Origin of the sequence: Dickeya oryzae (assembly GCF_009372235.1) — a bacterium.
Taxonomy (GTDB): Bacteria; Pseudomonadota; Gammaproteobacteria; order Enterobacterales; family Enterobacteriaceae; genus Dickeya; species Dickeya oryzae.
This window is the reverse complement of record NZ_ML762921.1, coordinates 495844-514171: the sequence shown is the minus strand read 5'-3', so window position 1 is coordinate 514171 and position 18328 is coordinate 495844. Positions and strand designations below refer to the sequence as shown.

Annotated in this window: 3 protein-coding genes (1 of these 3 cut by a window edge); all 3 read left to right on the top strand. The window is 51.0% G+C overall.

Annotation, left to right across the window (positions count from 1 at the left end; genetic code table 11):
* Positions 1-515: 515 nt before the first annotated feature.
* Positions 516-11936: an FkbM family methyltransferase gene (locus FAZ14_RS07160; RefSeq protein WP_235914493.1), complete on the top strand. Its 11421-nt coding sequence runs from the start codon at positions 516-518 to the stop codon at positions 11934-11936.
* A 63-nt stretch (positions 11937-11999) separates the two neighbouring features.
* Positions 12000-13304 (top strand): flavin-containing monooxygenase, encoded by a 1305-nt coding sequence (locus FAZ14_RS07155; protein ID WP_016940746.1) that lies wholly within the window; start codon positions 12000-12002, stop codon positions 13302-13304.
* Between the two features lie 6 nt (positions 13305-13310).
* Positions 13311-18328: the 5' portion of a beta-ketoacyl synthase N-terminal-like domain-containing protein gene (locus tag FAZ14_RS07150; protein WP_153508290.1), read on the top strand. The gene runs 2554 nt beyond the window's last position; only the first 5018 of its 7572 coding nucleotides appear in the window; its start codon is at positions 13311-13313; the stop codon falls past the right edge of the window.

Here is an 18328-nt window from a genome sequence, read left to right as displayed (position 1 = left end):
GCCAGCATACGCGGCTCCTGTCGCGTGTTTTATCGTGATGGGCTAAATAGCTCAACGTAGTCTGTTCTCCCTCAATAGATGCCACTATGTAGAGCAGTCATTTAACTGTTTTCATTGTAGAAAAATGATCCGCCATAATAATTGAAATAATTTGCAATAATTTTTTTATTGAGGGAAAGACATATCTATAACAGGCTGGTAATACGTGTAGGTTCTCAATGAATTAGGTATGCCGCTCGTTGCATACCTGGATTTTTCTTTCTATACCCGGAGTTTACTTTTGGTTTCCAATATTTACCTCAAGCGATATGTTGGGGTTTGAGAATTTTTTTAAATTTTTATTGTTTTTTTGATGTTATCAATGCCGACATCTTCAAGGACGAAGGTTTCGGTATTTAAATAAAATTTTTAAACATATTGGTGACAAGGAGGTCGTGATGTCAGAATATATACTAAATGATAGCAGTGTTATTATTTCTGGGCACATAGTATCGAATGAACCAATCTTGCCGGCAATGGGATATATTCATTTTGTCGCGGCCTCCCTCCTGGATAAAAAGCAGCGTGACCATCAGACTTCCCTCTACCCTTTTGAGGTCAAAGATGCCGTGTGGTTTGCGCCACTTGCCATTACGGAGGGCGCTTGCCAGGTCAATATTCATCTGGATACTGATGGGGATGACACTACCTATTGGATTACATCCAAGGTGCCGGGAAAAGCGATAAAACGTCATGCGACGGGGGTTGTTTTCTCGGGTTTAAACAATCCGTCTGGTTTGAATAAAAAATCGTCTACGAACAAGGCTGAAGCACCTGCCTTTCCGCTTCCTGATACTGCATCCCACACGTTTACTCACCGACTGAACCGCGATGAAATTTACCGCTTGTTTCTGGCTGGCGGAATCGACTACCGGGAACAGTTTCAGTGTCTGGACGAGCTTCACTGCAGTCAGGATCTTTTTTGGGGGCGGATCGTGGCTGATGAAGCGAGTCTGACCAGCCTTCCTTCCCCTTACATACTCGATGCCGCAATTCAAACGGTTTTACTTGGTGCCAGAGAAGCACGGGGGCGTGATTATCAACATCAGGTTTATGTCCCCTTCTCGTTGGAAAACATCGTGATTCACACACCGTTGACGCCAACGTGTGATGTGTTTGTCGTACCCAGACAGGCCGTTGCAGACACGCCCGAAAAGGGCATTTTTGATGTGTTTTTAGCTAATGAGTCGGGAGAGATACTGGTGGAAATGAAAGGATTGCATATTCGCTCATATCAAAGAGCCGAACAACGTGAGCAGGCGACGGAAAGAGAACCCCTGACAGACACCTCATTAGGGCTTGGTCAGCAAAATCAAGCAGGGAGTGTTGCTGGTCAATCATGGGCGATTGCGGCGACTTTCACCGCAGAGCCGATCGCTGAACCGTTGCAAGTATGGTTCTCCCGCCTGAACTGGAACGATCAAATTACATTTGCGCCATACAACCAGGTATATCAGGAACTTCTGGATCAACAACGTTTACTGGCTACGAATACCGAAGGGGTAAACACGATTATCTGTCGGTTAGAAGATCTGGTTGCCAATGGCCCGGGCACGACGTCTTTAATGACCATGTCCCCGATAACGACGACCTCAGGAAAAAGTGGGGTACCTCAGGTTTCCTCGGCGCAAATTGATCATCATTTGACGGATTGTGAACGCGTTGTGCTGCCGAACGGTATGGAGGTGGCACATCTGAAATCCTATGAAACCAGCTATCTCTATGAAGAGATTTTCGTAGAGAAAACATACGTGAAACACGGCATTTCTTTTCAGCCTGGCGACGTGATAGTTGATATTGGCGGCAACATCGGCATGTTCTCTCTGTTTGCTACAACCCAATGTCCTGATTTACGTATTTTTTCTTGCGAACCTTCACCGATTTCTTACGCCATTCTTCGAAAAAACCTCGCATTGTATGCGCCTCAGGCGAAAGCGTTGCAAGTGGGTATTGCCGACAAGGACGGGGAAGCCGAATTTGTTTTTTACCCGAATTCATCGGTCTGGTCAGGGTTTCATACCGATGAAGCGGAAGATGCCGAAGCGCTGAAAAAATCAATGGAAAATGAAATGACCAAGCGTTTCGCTGAAACGGATAGTGAAGCTATTCGGGAACACTTGGATACCATGATCAGTGAACGTCTGCAAAAACAAACCTATCAGGTTCAGATGCGTTCGTTAGCCAGTATTATGCAAGAGCATCATATTGAGGCTATCGATCTGCTGAAAGTGGATGCTGAAAAATGTGAATGGGACATTTTAAGTAGTATTGCTGATGAAATATGGCCGAATATTCGTCAAGTTGTCGTTGAGGTTCATGATAAAGAAGGTACAACCGCGGACAACATAGCCCAGTTACTGCGAGATAAAGGCTTTGAACTGGCGATAGTTGAAGAAGAGATGTTGAAGTCTTCAGGTCTATCCAATTTTTATGCCAGACGTCCTGTTGCTCGGGCTGGCAATCAACATCGCCTCACTCCATTTGAGCAGGGGATCCGCGATAACTTTAAGGAACTGCTGACTCTGGTCAGGGAGACACAAGGTAGCCGTCGGGGGCCGACGCTCTTTGTGCTTTGTCCACCATCGCCAGAAATGCGGGAACGGTTTTCTACCGATCTGCTTGAGAACATGCCCCAGATGATGCAACAGATTCTGGGGGATAAGACGGAGATTATCAGCCTTGATCTGAACTGTGAGTCGGCGGCTTATGGTATCACCGACTATCACGATGCCGTTCGTGATGAGATGGGACATATTCCTTATACCCCCGAGTTTTTTGAGGTCATCGCATCGGTTCTTGTGCGTCACATCCATGCCTTCCGGCGTCCCCCTTATAAAGTGATCGCCCTTGATTGCGATAACACGTTGTGGTCTGGCGTGGTGGGGGAACAAGGCGCTGAAGGCATCAAAATCGATTCGAATTATCGTGCGTTGCAACAGTTCATGTTACGCCAAAAAGAGCAAGGCATGCTGTTATGTCTGGTGAGCAAGAATAATCATGAGGATGTTAAGCGGGTATTCGACACTCGTGACGACATGATTTTGCAATGGCATGATTTTGTTGACACAAAAATCAACTGGAATGCCAAGTCTGATAATCTCCAACGTCTGGCCAAAACCCTAAATCTGGGTCTGGATAGCTTTATTTTTCTGGATGATAGTCCGATTGAATGCGCTGAAGTTTCTGCAGGCTGCCCACAGGTATTAAGTTTGCGTTTGCCCAAGCAGAGTGACGATATTCCGGGATTTCTTGCTCATGTCTGGGCCTTTGATCAGGTGCGTCAGCAAACGCATGAAGACGCAAAACGTACCCATCTGTATCAGGAACAGGTTCAGCGTGAAGCGTTCCGTCAGAGTGCATTCAGCATGGAAGCGTTCATTCGAGGGCTGGAGCTTGACATTACCATTCAGCCAGCGACGCAAGACCAGGCTGAGAGGTTGTCTCAACTGACGCATCGCACCAATCAGTTTAATTTTGTCAAAGCGCCATACTCCGTGGCCGATATTCTTGCCAGAATTCAGCGCCCAGAGCAGGGTTGTCTGAGCATCCGCGTCGCTGATCGATTCGGCGATTATGGTATTTGTGGTGTGTGCTTTTTCTCCGAGCGGGAAAACGTGTTATCCGTCGATGGGGGATTGCTCAGTTGTCGCGTGCTGGGGCGTGGTGTTGAATATCAGATGCTGAATGCATTAGGTCGGAAAGCGCTGGAGTGGAAGAAAGAGAGCGTTGAAATTCGATTTGTGTCCAGTGATAAAAACAAACCGGCGGAAAACTTCCTGCGTGGTCTCGACGCCATCCAGTCTGTAGTAGAATCTTCCGGCGTGTGGACTTACACCCTACCTGCCACGGTGTTGGCTGAACTGACTTTTACTCCCTCATCACAGACGATTGCGTCGAGCAATGAAAACACACCATCTGAGTCTGTCGCTGTGTCGTCACAAAGGTTGCCGTCGACGGATACGCTCCTGATGCAACAGATCGGTGATCAGCATGGACGATTACCCGCTCTCCGGTCGGAATCGGCATACGAACAGGTGGAGTGTCAGCAGACAGAACAAGAGACAGTGCCGCAATCCGGCAACTTCGATGAAGACGCCATCCTGAACTATATCAACGCAACGATCGTGAAGAACGTGCTTGCGTGTCTGAAGAAAACGGTTGATATCGACGAGGCGAAAGCCTTTTCCGAGTATGGCGTAGATTCCTTTGCGGCAATTAATCTGGTTGTAAAACTGAACGGTGCCTTTGCGATAAAACTCCCCAGTACGGTGCTCTTCGATTATGGCTGTGTGAATGATTTACGCCGCTATCTGATGGAAAATTATCAGAATGCTATTGTCGCGTGTATGCAGTTGGAGCAGCAGCACAGCGATATTCAGGATGAGGCAACACCACGTAGCGAAGCCTGCCAGACAACACAAAGCCTGCAAAAAGCGGATGATACCCGCAAGGCGTCCCGGCCTGTCCATGATGATATCGCCGTGATTGGTATGTCCGCACGTCTCCCCGGCGTGGCGAATGTGGATGCATTCTGGTCCTTGCTACTGGAAGGGGGCAACTGTATTTCTGACGTTCCGGCAGAGCGCTGGGATATTGCTGCCTATTTTGATGAAGACCGTACCAAGCCAAATAAAACGTATGGCCGATGGGGCGGGTTTATTGAAGATATTGATAAGTTTGATGCTTCTTTTTTTGGTATTTCTGGCAAAGAAGCCAAACAAATGGACCCTCAGCAGCGCTTGTTTTTACAGGAAAGTTGGCACGCGCTGGAAGATGCTGGATATGCCAACCGTGAAATAAAAGACAAAAAATGGGCGGTTTATGCCGGTGCCGATGCCGGAGACTATCAGGTTAACTTGCGCCAGCATGATATTCCACTCGATGCCTCTTCATTTATGGGGAACGATGCATCAATTCTGGCTGCCCGGATTGCCTATTTTATGGATATGAAAGGCCCGGCGATGGCGATCGATACCGCTTCTTCATCGTCGCTGGCTGCGGTTCACCTGGCGTGTGAAAGTCTGAAAAACGGCGCTGTCGATATGGCAATCGCCGGTGGTGTTTCCATCCATACCACTGCCAACTTCCACATTTTGTGTGCCAAAGCAGGGATGTTGTCGGCTGATGGGCGTTGTAAGCCTTTTGATCACCGGGCTGATGGCTTTGTGCCGGGCGAAGCGGTGGGGGTCGTGATCCTTAAGCGCTTGCAGGATGCGATCGACGATAAAGACCACATTTATAGTGTGATCAAAGGCTCGGCCATGAACCAGGATGGCAAGACGAACGGGATTACCGCACCAAGTAGCCGCTCGCAGACCGAGTTGATTTGCCAGGTATACGATGCGCTGAACCTCAGTGCCGACGATGTGACCTATATTGAAGCCCACGGCACCGGAACGAAGCTAGGTGATCCTATCGAGATCACCGCCCTGACGGATGCCTTCCGCAGGCAGACCCAGCGTACCGGTTTTTGTGCAATTGGATCGGTAAAAAGTAACATCGGCCATTGTGTTCATGCTTCTGGGGTCAGTGCGCTGATCAAACTGCTGTTGTCTTTCAAGCATCGTAAGTTGGCTCCCAGCGTGAACTATGAAAAGCCGAATCCACTGATTCCCTTTGAGGACACGCCTTTTGTCGTCAATACCCAGGTTCAGGATTGGCAACCGAATTCTCAGGGGAAACGGATCGCCGCCGTGAGTTCTTTCGGTTTTAGTGGGACGAATGTTCATATGGTGCTTGAGGAATTCCGACCGTCGGACGTATCGGCAGTTAGCCGGTTCCCAGAATCGGATCCTGAGCCTGCGCTATTACTGCTTTCTGCCAGAAGTGAAGGGCAATTGCATGTCCTGGCCCGGCAACTAAAAGCGTATCTTCAGCAGCATCCACATCTGACAGCCAATCGGTTGAAAGATATTGCTTATACGTTACAACTGGGGCGTGAATCTTTAGGCCATCGTCTGGCTATTGCCGGGAAAAGTGATGCTGAGATCCTCACCGGGCTGGAAGATTATCTAAACCGGAATACATTTTCTCAACGCTATCTTACCGGCACGGTTGCGCAGGGAGAGAAAAACAAGGGTAACAGCAGGCAGCAACAGGCAGACATCGATGCGTCTATTCAGCGGCGTGATTTACGTGGGTTGGCCGGACAATGGCTCGAAGGCCGACAAATCGACTGGGCTGCATGGTATCAGACCCCGTGCCAACGTGTGGCAGGCTTGCCGCTTTATCCTTTTGAGCAACAACGGTATTGGTTGCCAGAGGACGATCACGGCTCGACGCCGAATACCCTGAATAGCCAGGCCGCACGATCCTCCGCGGTCATGTCGGCAGACACTGAGCTGTCTGTATTGGCTGTGGCTGACCATCAAAACGCCGGTGAACGCGCGCAAGGCAAGCGGGTGCTGACTTCTTTGCAAACATTTCAGGTGGCCGCGCCATTTCAGGTTTCGAACCTAAACGCTGAAAACTCTCCGTTTCGTTTGACGGATGAAGGCCAGGGGATATTTTGCCTTCGGCTTCATGATGCGGATGGTCGCTCGCCAGGTGCGGGTTCTCCAGGAATGTCCCTGCTCAGAGATCTCCAGCGTCTATTCAATGAAATAAAAAATCGGACGGACATCAGCGTTCTGCTGATAAGCGGCGATGAACACCGCTTTCTCCCTGCTCTCGAAGAGGATGCCGACCTGTTTTTGCAAGAGGCGTTGTATCGGAGCGTTCTGGCGTTGCCGTTCCCCGTCATTGCTTCTGTTCCGGGCGATTGCCAGGGGTATGCGTGGCTGTTTGTCTGCCTGTGCGATTTTGCTGTTTTGAGTACCACAGGCCGTTATCAGTATCTCAGCCGGAAACAGCAGGTATCGCAGCAGTTGTATCATCTTCTTAGCGAGCGTTTTACACCCTCTGCGGCTCAGGTATTGCTGACCGATGGGCGGGGAATTGAAGGGCGTTATCTGAAAGAACTGGGCTTGCTGATGCCGGTTTTCCCTTCGGCGGAGGTTGCCGCAGAAAGTCTGAAGCTGGCGCAGGAACTGGCAAGCGCGCCCAGAGAGGCACTCATTCAACTGAAGCAGCATTTGGCCGCCAACCTTATCCGTCAGTCTGTTGCATTGACAGAGAAGCCGGTCGCTTTTGACGCCGAGCGCACGATCTCTGAATCTCATGAATCCGCTTTACTGACGAAAAACGAGTTACAGGCATTTGAGGCGGGTCAACTGGGATTACCTCCGGGTAAGCCGCGCAAGGTGGTGCTCAATTCGCCGGTTATCGAAGCTGAAGTCTATGACAATGGTGTTCTGCTGGTCCGGTTGTGCGAGCGGGAAAGCCGCAATAAATTCTCGAAAGCCTTTGTTGCCGGCTTTGAAGAAATCTTCGCGCATATTCACCAGAATCAGGCCTATAAAGTGGTGGTGCTTACCGGGTATGACCACTATTTTGCCAGCGGCGGTACGATGGAAACGTTGCAGGCGATCCAGAAGGGAAACGCGAAGTTTACCGATGAGAAGATCTTTGCCTTACCGCTGGAGTGCGATATCCCGGTCATTGCAGCCATGCAAGGGCATGGTATTGGTCCTGGCTGGGCAGTGGGCATGTTCTGTGACGAGGCGATTTTCAGTCAGGAAAGCGTCTATTATAGTCCTTATATGCGCTACGGATTCACGCCGGGAGCCGGGTCAACCCTCATCCTGCCCTGCCGTCTGGGTCTGGATCTTGCCAGAGAAATTCTGTTTACCGCCAGAGAGTATAAAGGTTTTGAACTTCGGGCTCGTGGGCTCAAAAATCCGGTACTTGAACGTGCTCACGTGCTGCCATTTGCGCTGGCGGCTGCCAATGCTCTGGCCCGAATGTCCCGAGATGAGCTGGTTGCCTGGAAGACACAGCGTTCGCGGCGCATCAGAAACCAAGTCGAAGCAAATTATGCGCTGGAACTTCGGATGCATGAGCAGACTTTTGTCGGCAATCAGGAAGTGCTGACTCGCATCCAACAGCATTTTAACCAAGGGCTGTTCAGCCAGCAGACGCCACCCCGTGACCAGGCGCAGGCCAGTCATCAACGCGTTTTGGACGTTGAGGGGGTGAAAACGCCGGACTCAACGCGTGCCGTGCAGAAAGCACAAGATAGTAACGCTGTGTTTGAACAGGTTTATACCCTGTTACGCTGGATGCTGGCGGAAGAGTTGCAAATCAGAACCGAACATATTGAAAGTGAACAACCCTTTGTTGATCTCGGTCTGGACTCGATTACCGGCGTCACCTGGATTAGAAAAATCAACGCGGAATATGGGCTGACTCTCAATGCTGCCGAGGTGTACAGCTATCCCAATCTGAAGGTATTCACCGGGCTGGTGATCAAAGAAGCGGGGCTAAATACAGCAACGGGTGAACACCGGGAAACACACTGGGAAAGAGAGGCAAAGACGACACCCGGCTCGGTACCGGCAGGGTTATCCGACGTCACCGTTGGCAGCGGTAAGGGTCGGGAAAACGCTGTTGATTCCCAAACACGTGCGAATACGCCCCCGGCAAGCATGCTGGCGTTTTTAAGCCAAACGCTGTCTCAAGAGCTACAAATCAACCCTCAGGCGATCGACCCCCATGTTGCGTTTATCGATTTGGGTCTGGATTCGATTACCGGTGTTACCTGGATCAGAAAGATCAACCAGCACTACGGGCTGAACCTGAATGCGGCTGACGTATACAGCTATCCAACATTACAAGAGTTCGCCGTGCTGGTTCAGCGTTGTTCTGGGTCTGGTCAATCTTCGTTGTCTGATGCTGACGTTTTTAGTGAAACAACCGTTCCCCTGCCGACAGCTTCCGATACCGCGGCTGAGTTTACGGCAGGTCGGTATCAGTCCTCGATACCGAGTGTCACAACGATGCGGCTGGCGACAGAACGTGCTGAGCCGCAGGGGGGAGAGACTCCCCGCGCTGAACAGACTGAATCGGCTACAAGCCCTGCTCCTGCCGGGCACCCGGTGATCGCTATCATAGGTATGTCTGGTCAGTTCCCGAAAGCGAAGAATGTGCAACAGTTCTGGGAGAATTTGAGCAAAGGGGAAGATTGTATTTCAGAAATTCCGGCGGATCGCTGGGCGATTGACGACTTTTTCGATCGTAATCGCCAGACACCCGGCAAAACCTATTCCAAATGGATGGGCGTGCTGGAAGACGCAGATAAGTTTGATCCGCTGTTTTTTAATATTTCTCCCCGGGAGGCCGAGATGATGGATCCGCAGCAGCGGGTATTTCTTGAGGCATGCTGGGGGTGTATTGAAGATGCCGGGTACAATCCTGCTGATTTATCTGGTCGTCGGTGCGGTGTCTTCGTCGGTTGCGGGGAGGGGGACTACGACGCGCGCTTTGGAATGGAACTCAATGCACAAACCTTTATGGGCAATGCGATTTCCATTTTAGCGGCAAGAATTGCCTACCATCTGGATTTACAGGGGCCAAGTCTGGCTATTGATACGGCATGTTCGTCATCGCTGGTGGCGATTGCCTCTGCCTGTGACAGCCTGGTACTGGGAAATAGCGATCTGGCCTTGGCAGGAGGGGTCTCGGTGTTGGCTGGCCCAAGTATGCACATTATGACCAGCAAGGCCGGAATGCTGTCGGAAGATGGCCGCTGCTTTACTTTTGATCAGCGAGCCAATGGTTTCGTCCCCGGAGAAGGTGTTGGTGTCGTGCTGTTAAAACGCCTGGAAGACGCGATTGCAGATCAGGATGTTATTCACGGCGTGATCAAGGGCTGGGGGGTGAATCAGGATGGTAAGAGTAATGGCATTACGGCCCCGAACGGCAATGCTCAGTCCCGTCTGGAACAGGCGGTATACACCGGCTTTGGTATCGATCCTGAGCAAATCCAGTATGTAGAGACGCACGGAACAGGAACCAAACTGGGGGATCCTGTGGAAGTCGTCGGTCTGAAACAGACTTTCGCTCAATTTACCCGCAAAGAGCACTACTGCGCACTGGGGTCGGTGAAGAGCAACATCGGCCACACGCTGAGAGCCGCCGGGGTCGCTTCGGTACTCAAGGTGTTGCTGGCAATGAAGAACCAACAGATTCCTCCAACGCTGCATCATCAGGAACTCAATGAGCACATTACGTTGGATGGCACACCGTTCTATGTCAACCGGGAACTCAGAGACTGGACAGTGGAGTCCGGTCAGCGGCGTCAGGCTGCTGTGAGTTCTTTCGGATTTAGCGGAACCAATGCCCATTTAGTTATTGAGCAATTCCCGACTGAGGGACTATCTGCGATAGAACCGTCTGCCAGAGAAATTTCAGCAGGAGAATATGTATCCCGCGATCCAGCGCTGATTCTGTTGTCGGCGAAAAATGATACGCAACTCAAACAGATGGCCGCCAATCTGCTGGTTCATGTGAGCGAATATGCTGATCGGATAGCGGAGAAAGGGGATAGCGCAGGGCATACAAACAGTGCAGAGCAGGCGCAAGCCTATCTTCACTCACTGGCTTATACCCTGCAAACCGGACGAGAAGCGATGAATGAGCGTTTGGGCGTGGTTGCCCACACCCTTGATGAGTTGCAACGCAAGCTTGCCGCTTTTCTTGCCGGTGAGCAGCAGACGGTCGATTTACTCTATCAGGGAAAAAGTAAATCGCATCGTGATGCCTTGTCCGTCTTCGATGTTGATGAAGATATGCATGATCTGATTCAGGCATGGGCCAGTAAGGGGAAATTTGCCAAACTGCTGGAGATATGGGTGAAAGGCATGAATATCGACTGGGAAATCCTCTATTCCCGTGTGACGCCATCGCACAGACCCAGACGGGTTTCTCTGCCAACGTATCCTTTTGCTCGTGAACGTTATTGGGTCGACATACCGACCATGACGACAGAACGCTCTCGGAAAGCCTCAGAGGAGGCGGCTTTGTCTTCGGATGCAACGCTCGCGTCTGGCTCAACGGTTTCCGCTTCCGTTGTCAGTCATCCCGCATTTTCGCACAGCTCGACCATAGTAGCCGAAGAGACGGCCAGCGTGTTTCAACAGGCTGGGCCGGTTCCGGCGTTACTTAACATTCCGGGGGATTTTTCTGCCTATGGGGACATGATGGCCGCCGGCGTGATTGCCGCTCAGACCCAGCTTCCCGGGCTACTTTTACTGGAGTTGGTGCGAAGTGCCTGGGAGCTTTCAACCCAGGGAAATACTGCAAGTCAGGAAAATATTGCCGAACTGAATTACATCCTGTGGGGGCCGCCAGCCCGTATGCAGGATGCCCTCAATGGTCATATCCAGACTTATATTTCCCGGGAGGATGATGGTTTCTATTTCCAGTGTGTGACTGAGCGCGAGGGTGAATCCGTAACGCATAGTTTTGGGCAAATTGCCCTGAACCCTGTTGTCGAGGGTGACACGTTGGATATTCGGGCGTTGGAAACGCAGTTGGACGCGCCCCATAACCATCAGATAACCCATCAAATCAGACAGATATTCGATGAAGACGGTCTGAAGAATCAGGCTTTGATTGAGAAAGTCGGTTTTGATGGCAAGCAGTTGCTGGTGACATTCAATTCCCTTGCGGAACTGCCTCGGCAGTTGAATGTGCCGACGTTCCGGCCAGTCTTGTTGACGACCTGCTGGCAGTTACTCTGCGCACTAAACCACTATTGCCATCCCCAGACGACAGGGCGTACCCCGTGGTATCCATTCTCTCTGGATTCGATCGTCGCCTTTAAGCCGATAACAGAACGAGTGACGGTTTATCTCTTTCCTACGCCTGTAGGGCAAGAGTCTTTAATTATTACCGGCGATCTTCCCGGGTACGACCTGAGGTTATACGACGAGTCAGGTGTGCTGTGTCTGTGGCTCAGGAATTTAAAAATGGTGAAAGAAGAGGCATTGCTCACGCTCGAGCCGTCTGAGGTGTGATCGAAAAGGTGTTACTGACGAACAAACAGTACGGATAGCCAGCACGTTAAAAGGATCTCATGAATGAATAGACAAGGAAAACGAGTATGTATTATCGGTGGTGGCCCTTACGGTGTCAGTCTCGGTAAGGAGCTGAACCAGGCCGGTATCGATTACGATCTGTATGAAGCTGAGTCGGACTTTGGCGGAGTATGGAATGCTAACAGCCGCTGCGGTCGTACCTATCCGTCACTGCATCTGATCTCGCCGAAGGTTAATACCCAGTATCCCGATTTTCCTATGCCGGAAGACTATCCTCATTACCCCAGTCATAAACTGATGCATCAGTATGTCTGTAATTATGCGAAAACGTTTGGGGTGTATGAAAAGGCGCATTTCAATGTTGCGGTGATCCGTATTGAGCCGCAGGCGGATGGCTGGCAGGTTGAATTATCGACGGGAGAGCGAAAGTTTTATTCTTTTGTGTTGGTCAGTAACGGTATGCAGCGGGAAGCCCGTTATCCTGAACCGGCCTATCCCGGTCACTTCTCCGGTGACATCATGCATTCCATCGATTACCGGACGCCGGAGCGCATCAAGGGCAAGCGGGTTTTGATTATCGGTGCCGGTAATTCCGGCTGCGATATTGCCGTTGATGCGGTTCATCATTGCCCGGCGGTTTATCACAGTACACGCCGTGGTTATTACTATCAGCCGAAATTCATCAATGGCATGCCGACGCCGAGATGGATGGAAGGGCTGGGCAATAAATTTAACACCCGCGAAGAAACGCTGGCTTATATACAGCAGGTTTTTAAACTTGCCGGTTACGACGGTACCGATTACGGCTTGAAAAAGCCGGATTATCCGTTGGATGCTTCCCATCCCATTATGAACTCGCAACTTTTGTATTTTATTGGTCACGGCGATATCCAGCCCAAAGGGGATGTGAGCGCTTTTCAGGGCCGTACGGTGATCTTCGATGACGGTTCACAAATTGAAGTCGATACCCTTATTTATGCGACAGGATATAACCGCCATTTTCCGTTTCTGGATAATAAATATCTGGAAATGAAGCAGGGTATTCCCGATTGCTTCTTACATATTGTCCCCAAAAACTTCGACAACCTGTTATTTATCGGCTACATCAACTCCGCCACCGGACTCGGTGTTTCCGCCCGCTCTCATGGTCTGTTTGTCGTGGACTATCTCAAGGCTTATTTCTCACAAGCCAAAGGGCTGCACGATTTCAGCCGGATGAAAAAAGAACAGGATCCTGACTTGGGGCAGAACTATTACATCGGATCTTTCCGGCATCAGTGGGAAGTTGATCTGTGGAAGTTCCTTAAGTTATTGGCGCAGTACCGTGAAGTACTCAATGGAAGGTAGACAACGATGACAGGCAAAGAGAACAGAGCCCGAGACTTACACGAGTCAGCCTGGAAAATTCTGGAGGCTGAGCTGATGCAGTCTGCCATGGAACATTCACAGGTGGTTTCCGATGCTGCCGGAGCCGTCCTGGATAGTCTGCTTTCTGAGGTTAAAGGTAGAGATTACCGCGAGAGATTGCTGCAAGACATACTGGGTATTTTTTCTGTGATATTAAAGTTGCCGACGGCAAACATTGACAGAGAAGAAAAAATATCAACCTATGGTGTTGATTCGATTGTCATCACAGAAATCATGGGACGTATTGCAGACTCGCTGGGGGTGTCTCTTTCTGCCGCTATTTTCTTTGAAGCCAGAAACATTGGCGAACTGACAGATATCATCATCAAGCGCTTCGGTCCGGAGGTCGCGCAACGCTATGATGGCCAGCCCATCAACGATGAGCATCAGCCTGCCAGGTATGTACCCCGCAAAGATGTTCGGCAGACGGCAGTTGTCGGAGCGTCCGCGCCGTCTTTACCGTCGGGTACAACATCAGCCAGACAGATTCAGGAGCTTATGGCCAGAAGCTACCGGCTCAATCAAAAACGCGAACAGTTCCATTCGACGAACGATAAACGCCAGCAACCCAATAAAACCGAGGCAAATCAGTTCGGCGGCAATTATGAGCCTATTGCGATTATCGGGATGGATGGCATGTTTGCCCGGTCATCCACGGTTGAAGAGTTGCAACGCCATCTTTATCAGGGACAGGACTGTATCAGTGAGATTCCCCGGGAACGCTGGGACTGGAGGGCAATCCACGGTAATCCTAAAGACGGTGAGTTTACCAACGTTAAGTATGCCGGTTTTATTCAGGATGTGGATAAGTTCGATCCTGCCTTTTTTGGCATTTCTCCCCGTGAAGCTCAGACCATGGATCCCCAGCACCGACTGTTTCTGGAGTCGAGCTGGCGGCTCATCGAGTCATCCGGCTACGCGCCCTCATCATTAGCGGGCAAAAAGGTCGGGGTATTCGCCGGTATCAATTTACAGGATTATGCGGAGACCGTACTGAACGCCCAGCCCCGCGACATTGTGGAGCTAACGGCGATTCCTCATATGTTTTGTCCAAACCGCCTCTCTTATCTGCTGGATGTTCATGGCCCCAGTGAAATTATCGATACCGCGTGTTCAAGCTCTTTAGTGGCGATTCATCGCGCGGTGATGAGCATTCAGCACGGTGATTGTGATATGGCGATTGCCGGTGGTGCCAACCTGATCCTGAGTCCGAAAATGCATATTCTGTACAGTAAGGCAGAGATGATTTGCGAGGATGGACGGTGTAAGACGTTCTCTGCAGAGGCCAATGGTTACGCCCGTGGGGAAGGGGTCGGTGTCGTACTGCTGAAGAGACTGAAAGAGGCACAGGCTGATAAAGACCATATTCTCGGCGTGATTATTGGCTCGGCGGAAAATCACGGTGGGGCGGCAACGTCGCTGATGGCTCCCAACCCGAATGCTCAGGCTCAGCTTGTCCGCGATGCGCATATGAAGTCCGGGGTTGATCCTCGCAGTATTACCTATATTGAGTGCCACGGAACCGGGACGCCGCTAGGCGATCCTATTGAAATCAATGGACTGAAGATCGCGTTTAACGATCTTTATCAGAAGCATGGACTGAATGCTGCGGCCAATCCAGGGAAAGCGGTCGTTAAACACTGTGCTTTAGGCTCGGTGAAATCGAACATTGGGCATACGGAAACCGCCGCCGGAGTGGCCGGTGTCATAAAAGTTCTGCTGGCGATGCGGGATGAATATTTGCCCAAATCGCTGCACTGCCAGACGCTGAACCCGTTACTTGAACTGGAGGATAGCCCGTTTTATGTGCTCCAGGAGGGGCAGACATGGCAACGTCCGACGATCGGACATGCTGAACAGCCTTTACGTGCTGGCGTGAGTTCTTTCGGTGCTGGCGGATCGAATGTTCATCTGGTCATTGAAGAATACCCCCAGGAACCTGACGAGGTTGTGTCGCTTGAGCATGAGCCGGAGATTATCGTGCTATCGGCAAAAAACAGCGAAAGGTTGCGGGTCTATGCGCAGCATCTGATGCAGTACGTCACTGAAAATTCAGCTCATGTCGCAAGCCACTTCAAACAATTTGCCTACACGTTGCAAACCGGGCGTGATGCGATGGATGCCAGAGTCGCCTTCGTTGCCGAAGATGTGGCATCGCTTTTGCGCCAACTGTCCGTGATTTCCAGGGATCCGCAGGCCGCAGCCAGTGAGGGGACTATTTTTGTCAATTGTGATGAATCAGGTCGTTTACCTGGCATCGATATGCTGGATATTGAGCGCTGGTGGCAGACCCGACAGTGGACGAAAATTGCCCAGGTATGGGTTGAGACGAGATCGGTTGACTGGTTGCAATTATACGCAGGTCAGCGTCACTCACGTTTGGCGCTGCCAACCTATCCGTTTGACCGCAAGCGTTACTGGGTTACAGAGAACCAGCATAAACCGGCGCTGAAAGTGGTTGCTGAATCGACAGGGGGTGTTGCGTCGCCAACACCCGATTCTGCCCCTGTTAATCATTCTGGAAAGGTGATGTTGCAGCCGCTGGAGCAGAAGAAGGGGGCCAGCCCCTTTGCTGTGCGCAGTGGGGAGCCGGTATCAGCGGTGGGACGGTTGAACGGTAAGGCGGCTGATATTCACCGCGATCATGGCATAGATGGCAGCGTGGCGGATACCCAGCACACCAGTAGCGCCAGAGGAATAAACGGCGTCAAGGCAACAAACGGTAATGGTGCCCTTCACCCGGAACAACAGCATGGCGGCGTTTCTCTGGCGAGTGTTATTGACAAATTACGCGTGAGCCTGGCCAGGGCGTTGTGTTCTCCAGAATCGGATATTCACGTTGATCGCTCGTTCGCCGAGATGGGGCTGGACTCGATTGTCGGCGCTGAGTGGGTTCATGAAATCAACCGGGAACTGGGAAGCGCGTTGTCTGCCACGCGTTTATACGATTATTCCAGTATTCGCCAGTTGGCGCAGTTTATTGTTCTTAATGGCGGGCCACGCGGCGCGACGGATGAGCACGCACCGCAAGCACACCCTGCTGGGGTGGTGTATCCGCATGAAGATAAGACGATAGCTGCTGAACAGAACCGCGCTACTGTCCATTTGTCAGAGGCTAGCCATTCGCCACAGGCCATCCATTCGTCAAAAGCTATCCATACTTCACCGGCTACCCACAGAGCAGCAGACCAGAATGAGCAGGTAGCAGAGATAATCCAGCTACTGAAAACCAGCCTGGCCGATGCATTGTACATTACGCCAGAAGCAATCCGACACAATCAAACATTCGCAGAGTTGGGGCTGGATTCAATTATTGGCGCTGAGTGGATCAATGAGATTAACAAGCGATTGGGCACCCGCCTTTCTGCCACCCGTTTGTACGATTATCCGAATGTTCAGGTTTTGGCTGACTATATTGCGGCCCAGCCTCATGGTGTAACGCTGTCCCCAAAGCCGGTCGCGGCCACTTCAACGCGTGTTCCGGATCATGAGGATTTACCTCGGGATACGCTAAAGTCGGCCGCCCCGGTATCTGCGGCGATACCAGACGATGACCGCGTTATGAGTCGGCAGGCTGAGAAAATTGCCATCATCGGCATGTCGGGACGCTATCCCGACGCGGAAAACCTGGAGCAATACTGGGACAACTTAGTTGATGGTCGTAACGCGGTTCGTGAAGTCCCTAAGTCGCGTTGGGACGTTGACCAATATTTCGATGCTGACCGTAGCAAAGAGGGCAAGATATATTGCAAGTGGCTGGGGGCATTAAGCGATATCGATAGTTTTGACCCGCTATTTTTCTCGATTTCTCCCGCGGAGGCCGAGGGGATGGATCCTCAGCATCGTCTATTCCTGCAGGAAGGATATAAAGCGTTTGAAGATGCCGGTTATAGCCCTGAAGAACTGAGTCATAAGAAATGCGGCGTCTATATGGGGATTATGAGTTATGAATATGCTCATATGATGCTCAATTCCGCCAGTCCCCTGTCCGGTACCGGTAACAGTTTTGCGATTGGTGCGGCGCGAATTCCATATTTTCTGAACCTTAAAGGGCCTGCCATTCCCGTCGATACGGCGTGTTCATCGTCTCTGGTTACGACCCATCTGGCTGTTCAGGCACTACAACGTGGTGAAATCGATTTGGCTTTGGTCGGCGGTGTTAGCCTGTATCTCATGCCGGAGACGTATATCGGAATGTGTTCTGCCGGTATGTTGTCTCCCGAAGGTCAGTGTAAAGCGTTTGATAACACGGCTGATGGATTTGTACCCGGCGAAGGGGTTGGGTGTCTGGTATTGAAACGCCTGTCGCAGGCTGAAATTGATGGCGACCCTATTTACGGCGTCATCATTGGTTCGGGCATTAATCAAGATGGCAAAACCAATGGTATCACGGCACCGAGCGTGAACAGTCAGAGAGAACTGGAAAGAGAGGTTTACCGGAAACATCAGATTAACCCGGATTCGATAAGTTACATTGAAACGCACGGAACCGGGACCAAACTGGGCGACCCTATTGAGCTTGAGGCCCTGGAGTCTGTGTTCAGAGAATGGACTCCTCGCAAAAATTTTTGTGGCCTGGGATCGGTGAAAAGCAATATTGGCCATACGTCGGCAGCATCTGGAATGGCGAGTGTACAGAAAGTGTTGTTGTCAATGAAACACCGGCAACTCGTGCCCTCTCTGCACTTTCGCACCCCTAATCAACACTTTGGTTTCGATGACTCGCCTTTCTATGTCAATACCCAGCTTAAGCCGTGGCAACATGATGAAAGACAACCGCGAAGAGCGGCGGTGAGCTCCTTCGGTTACAGCGGCACCAATGCCCATTTGGTGATTGAGGAGTATCTTCCGCCAGCGGTCGAAACGGCCCCCGAGGCCAAACTGGTTTTGATCGTCTTGTCGGCAATGCGGGCCGATCGTTTGCCGCTTATGGCGGAAAATCTGCTGGCCTGGCTACAGCGGGA

Excerpts from the sequence above, each read along its gene's own strand:
- FAZ14_RS07155 (WP_016940746.1), top strand. The coding sequence starts at position 12,000 with ATGAATAGACAAGGAAAACGAGTATGTATTATCGGTGGTGGCCCTTAC.
- FAZ14_RS07160 (WP_235914493.1), top strand. The coding sequence starts at position 516 with ATGGGATATATTCATTTTGTCGCGGCCTCCCTCCTGGATAAAAAGCAG.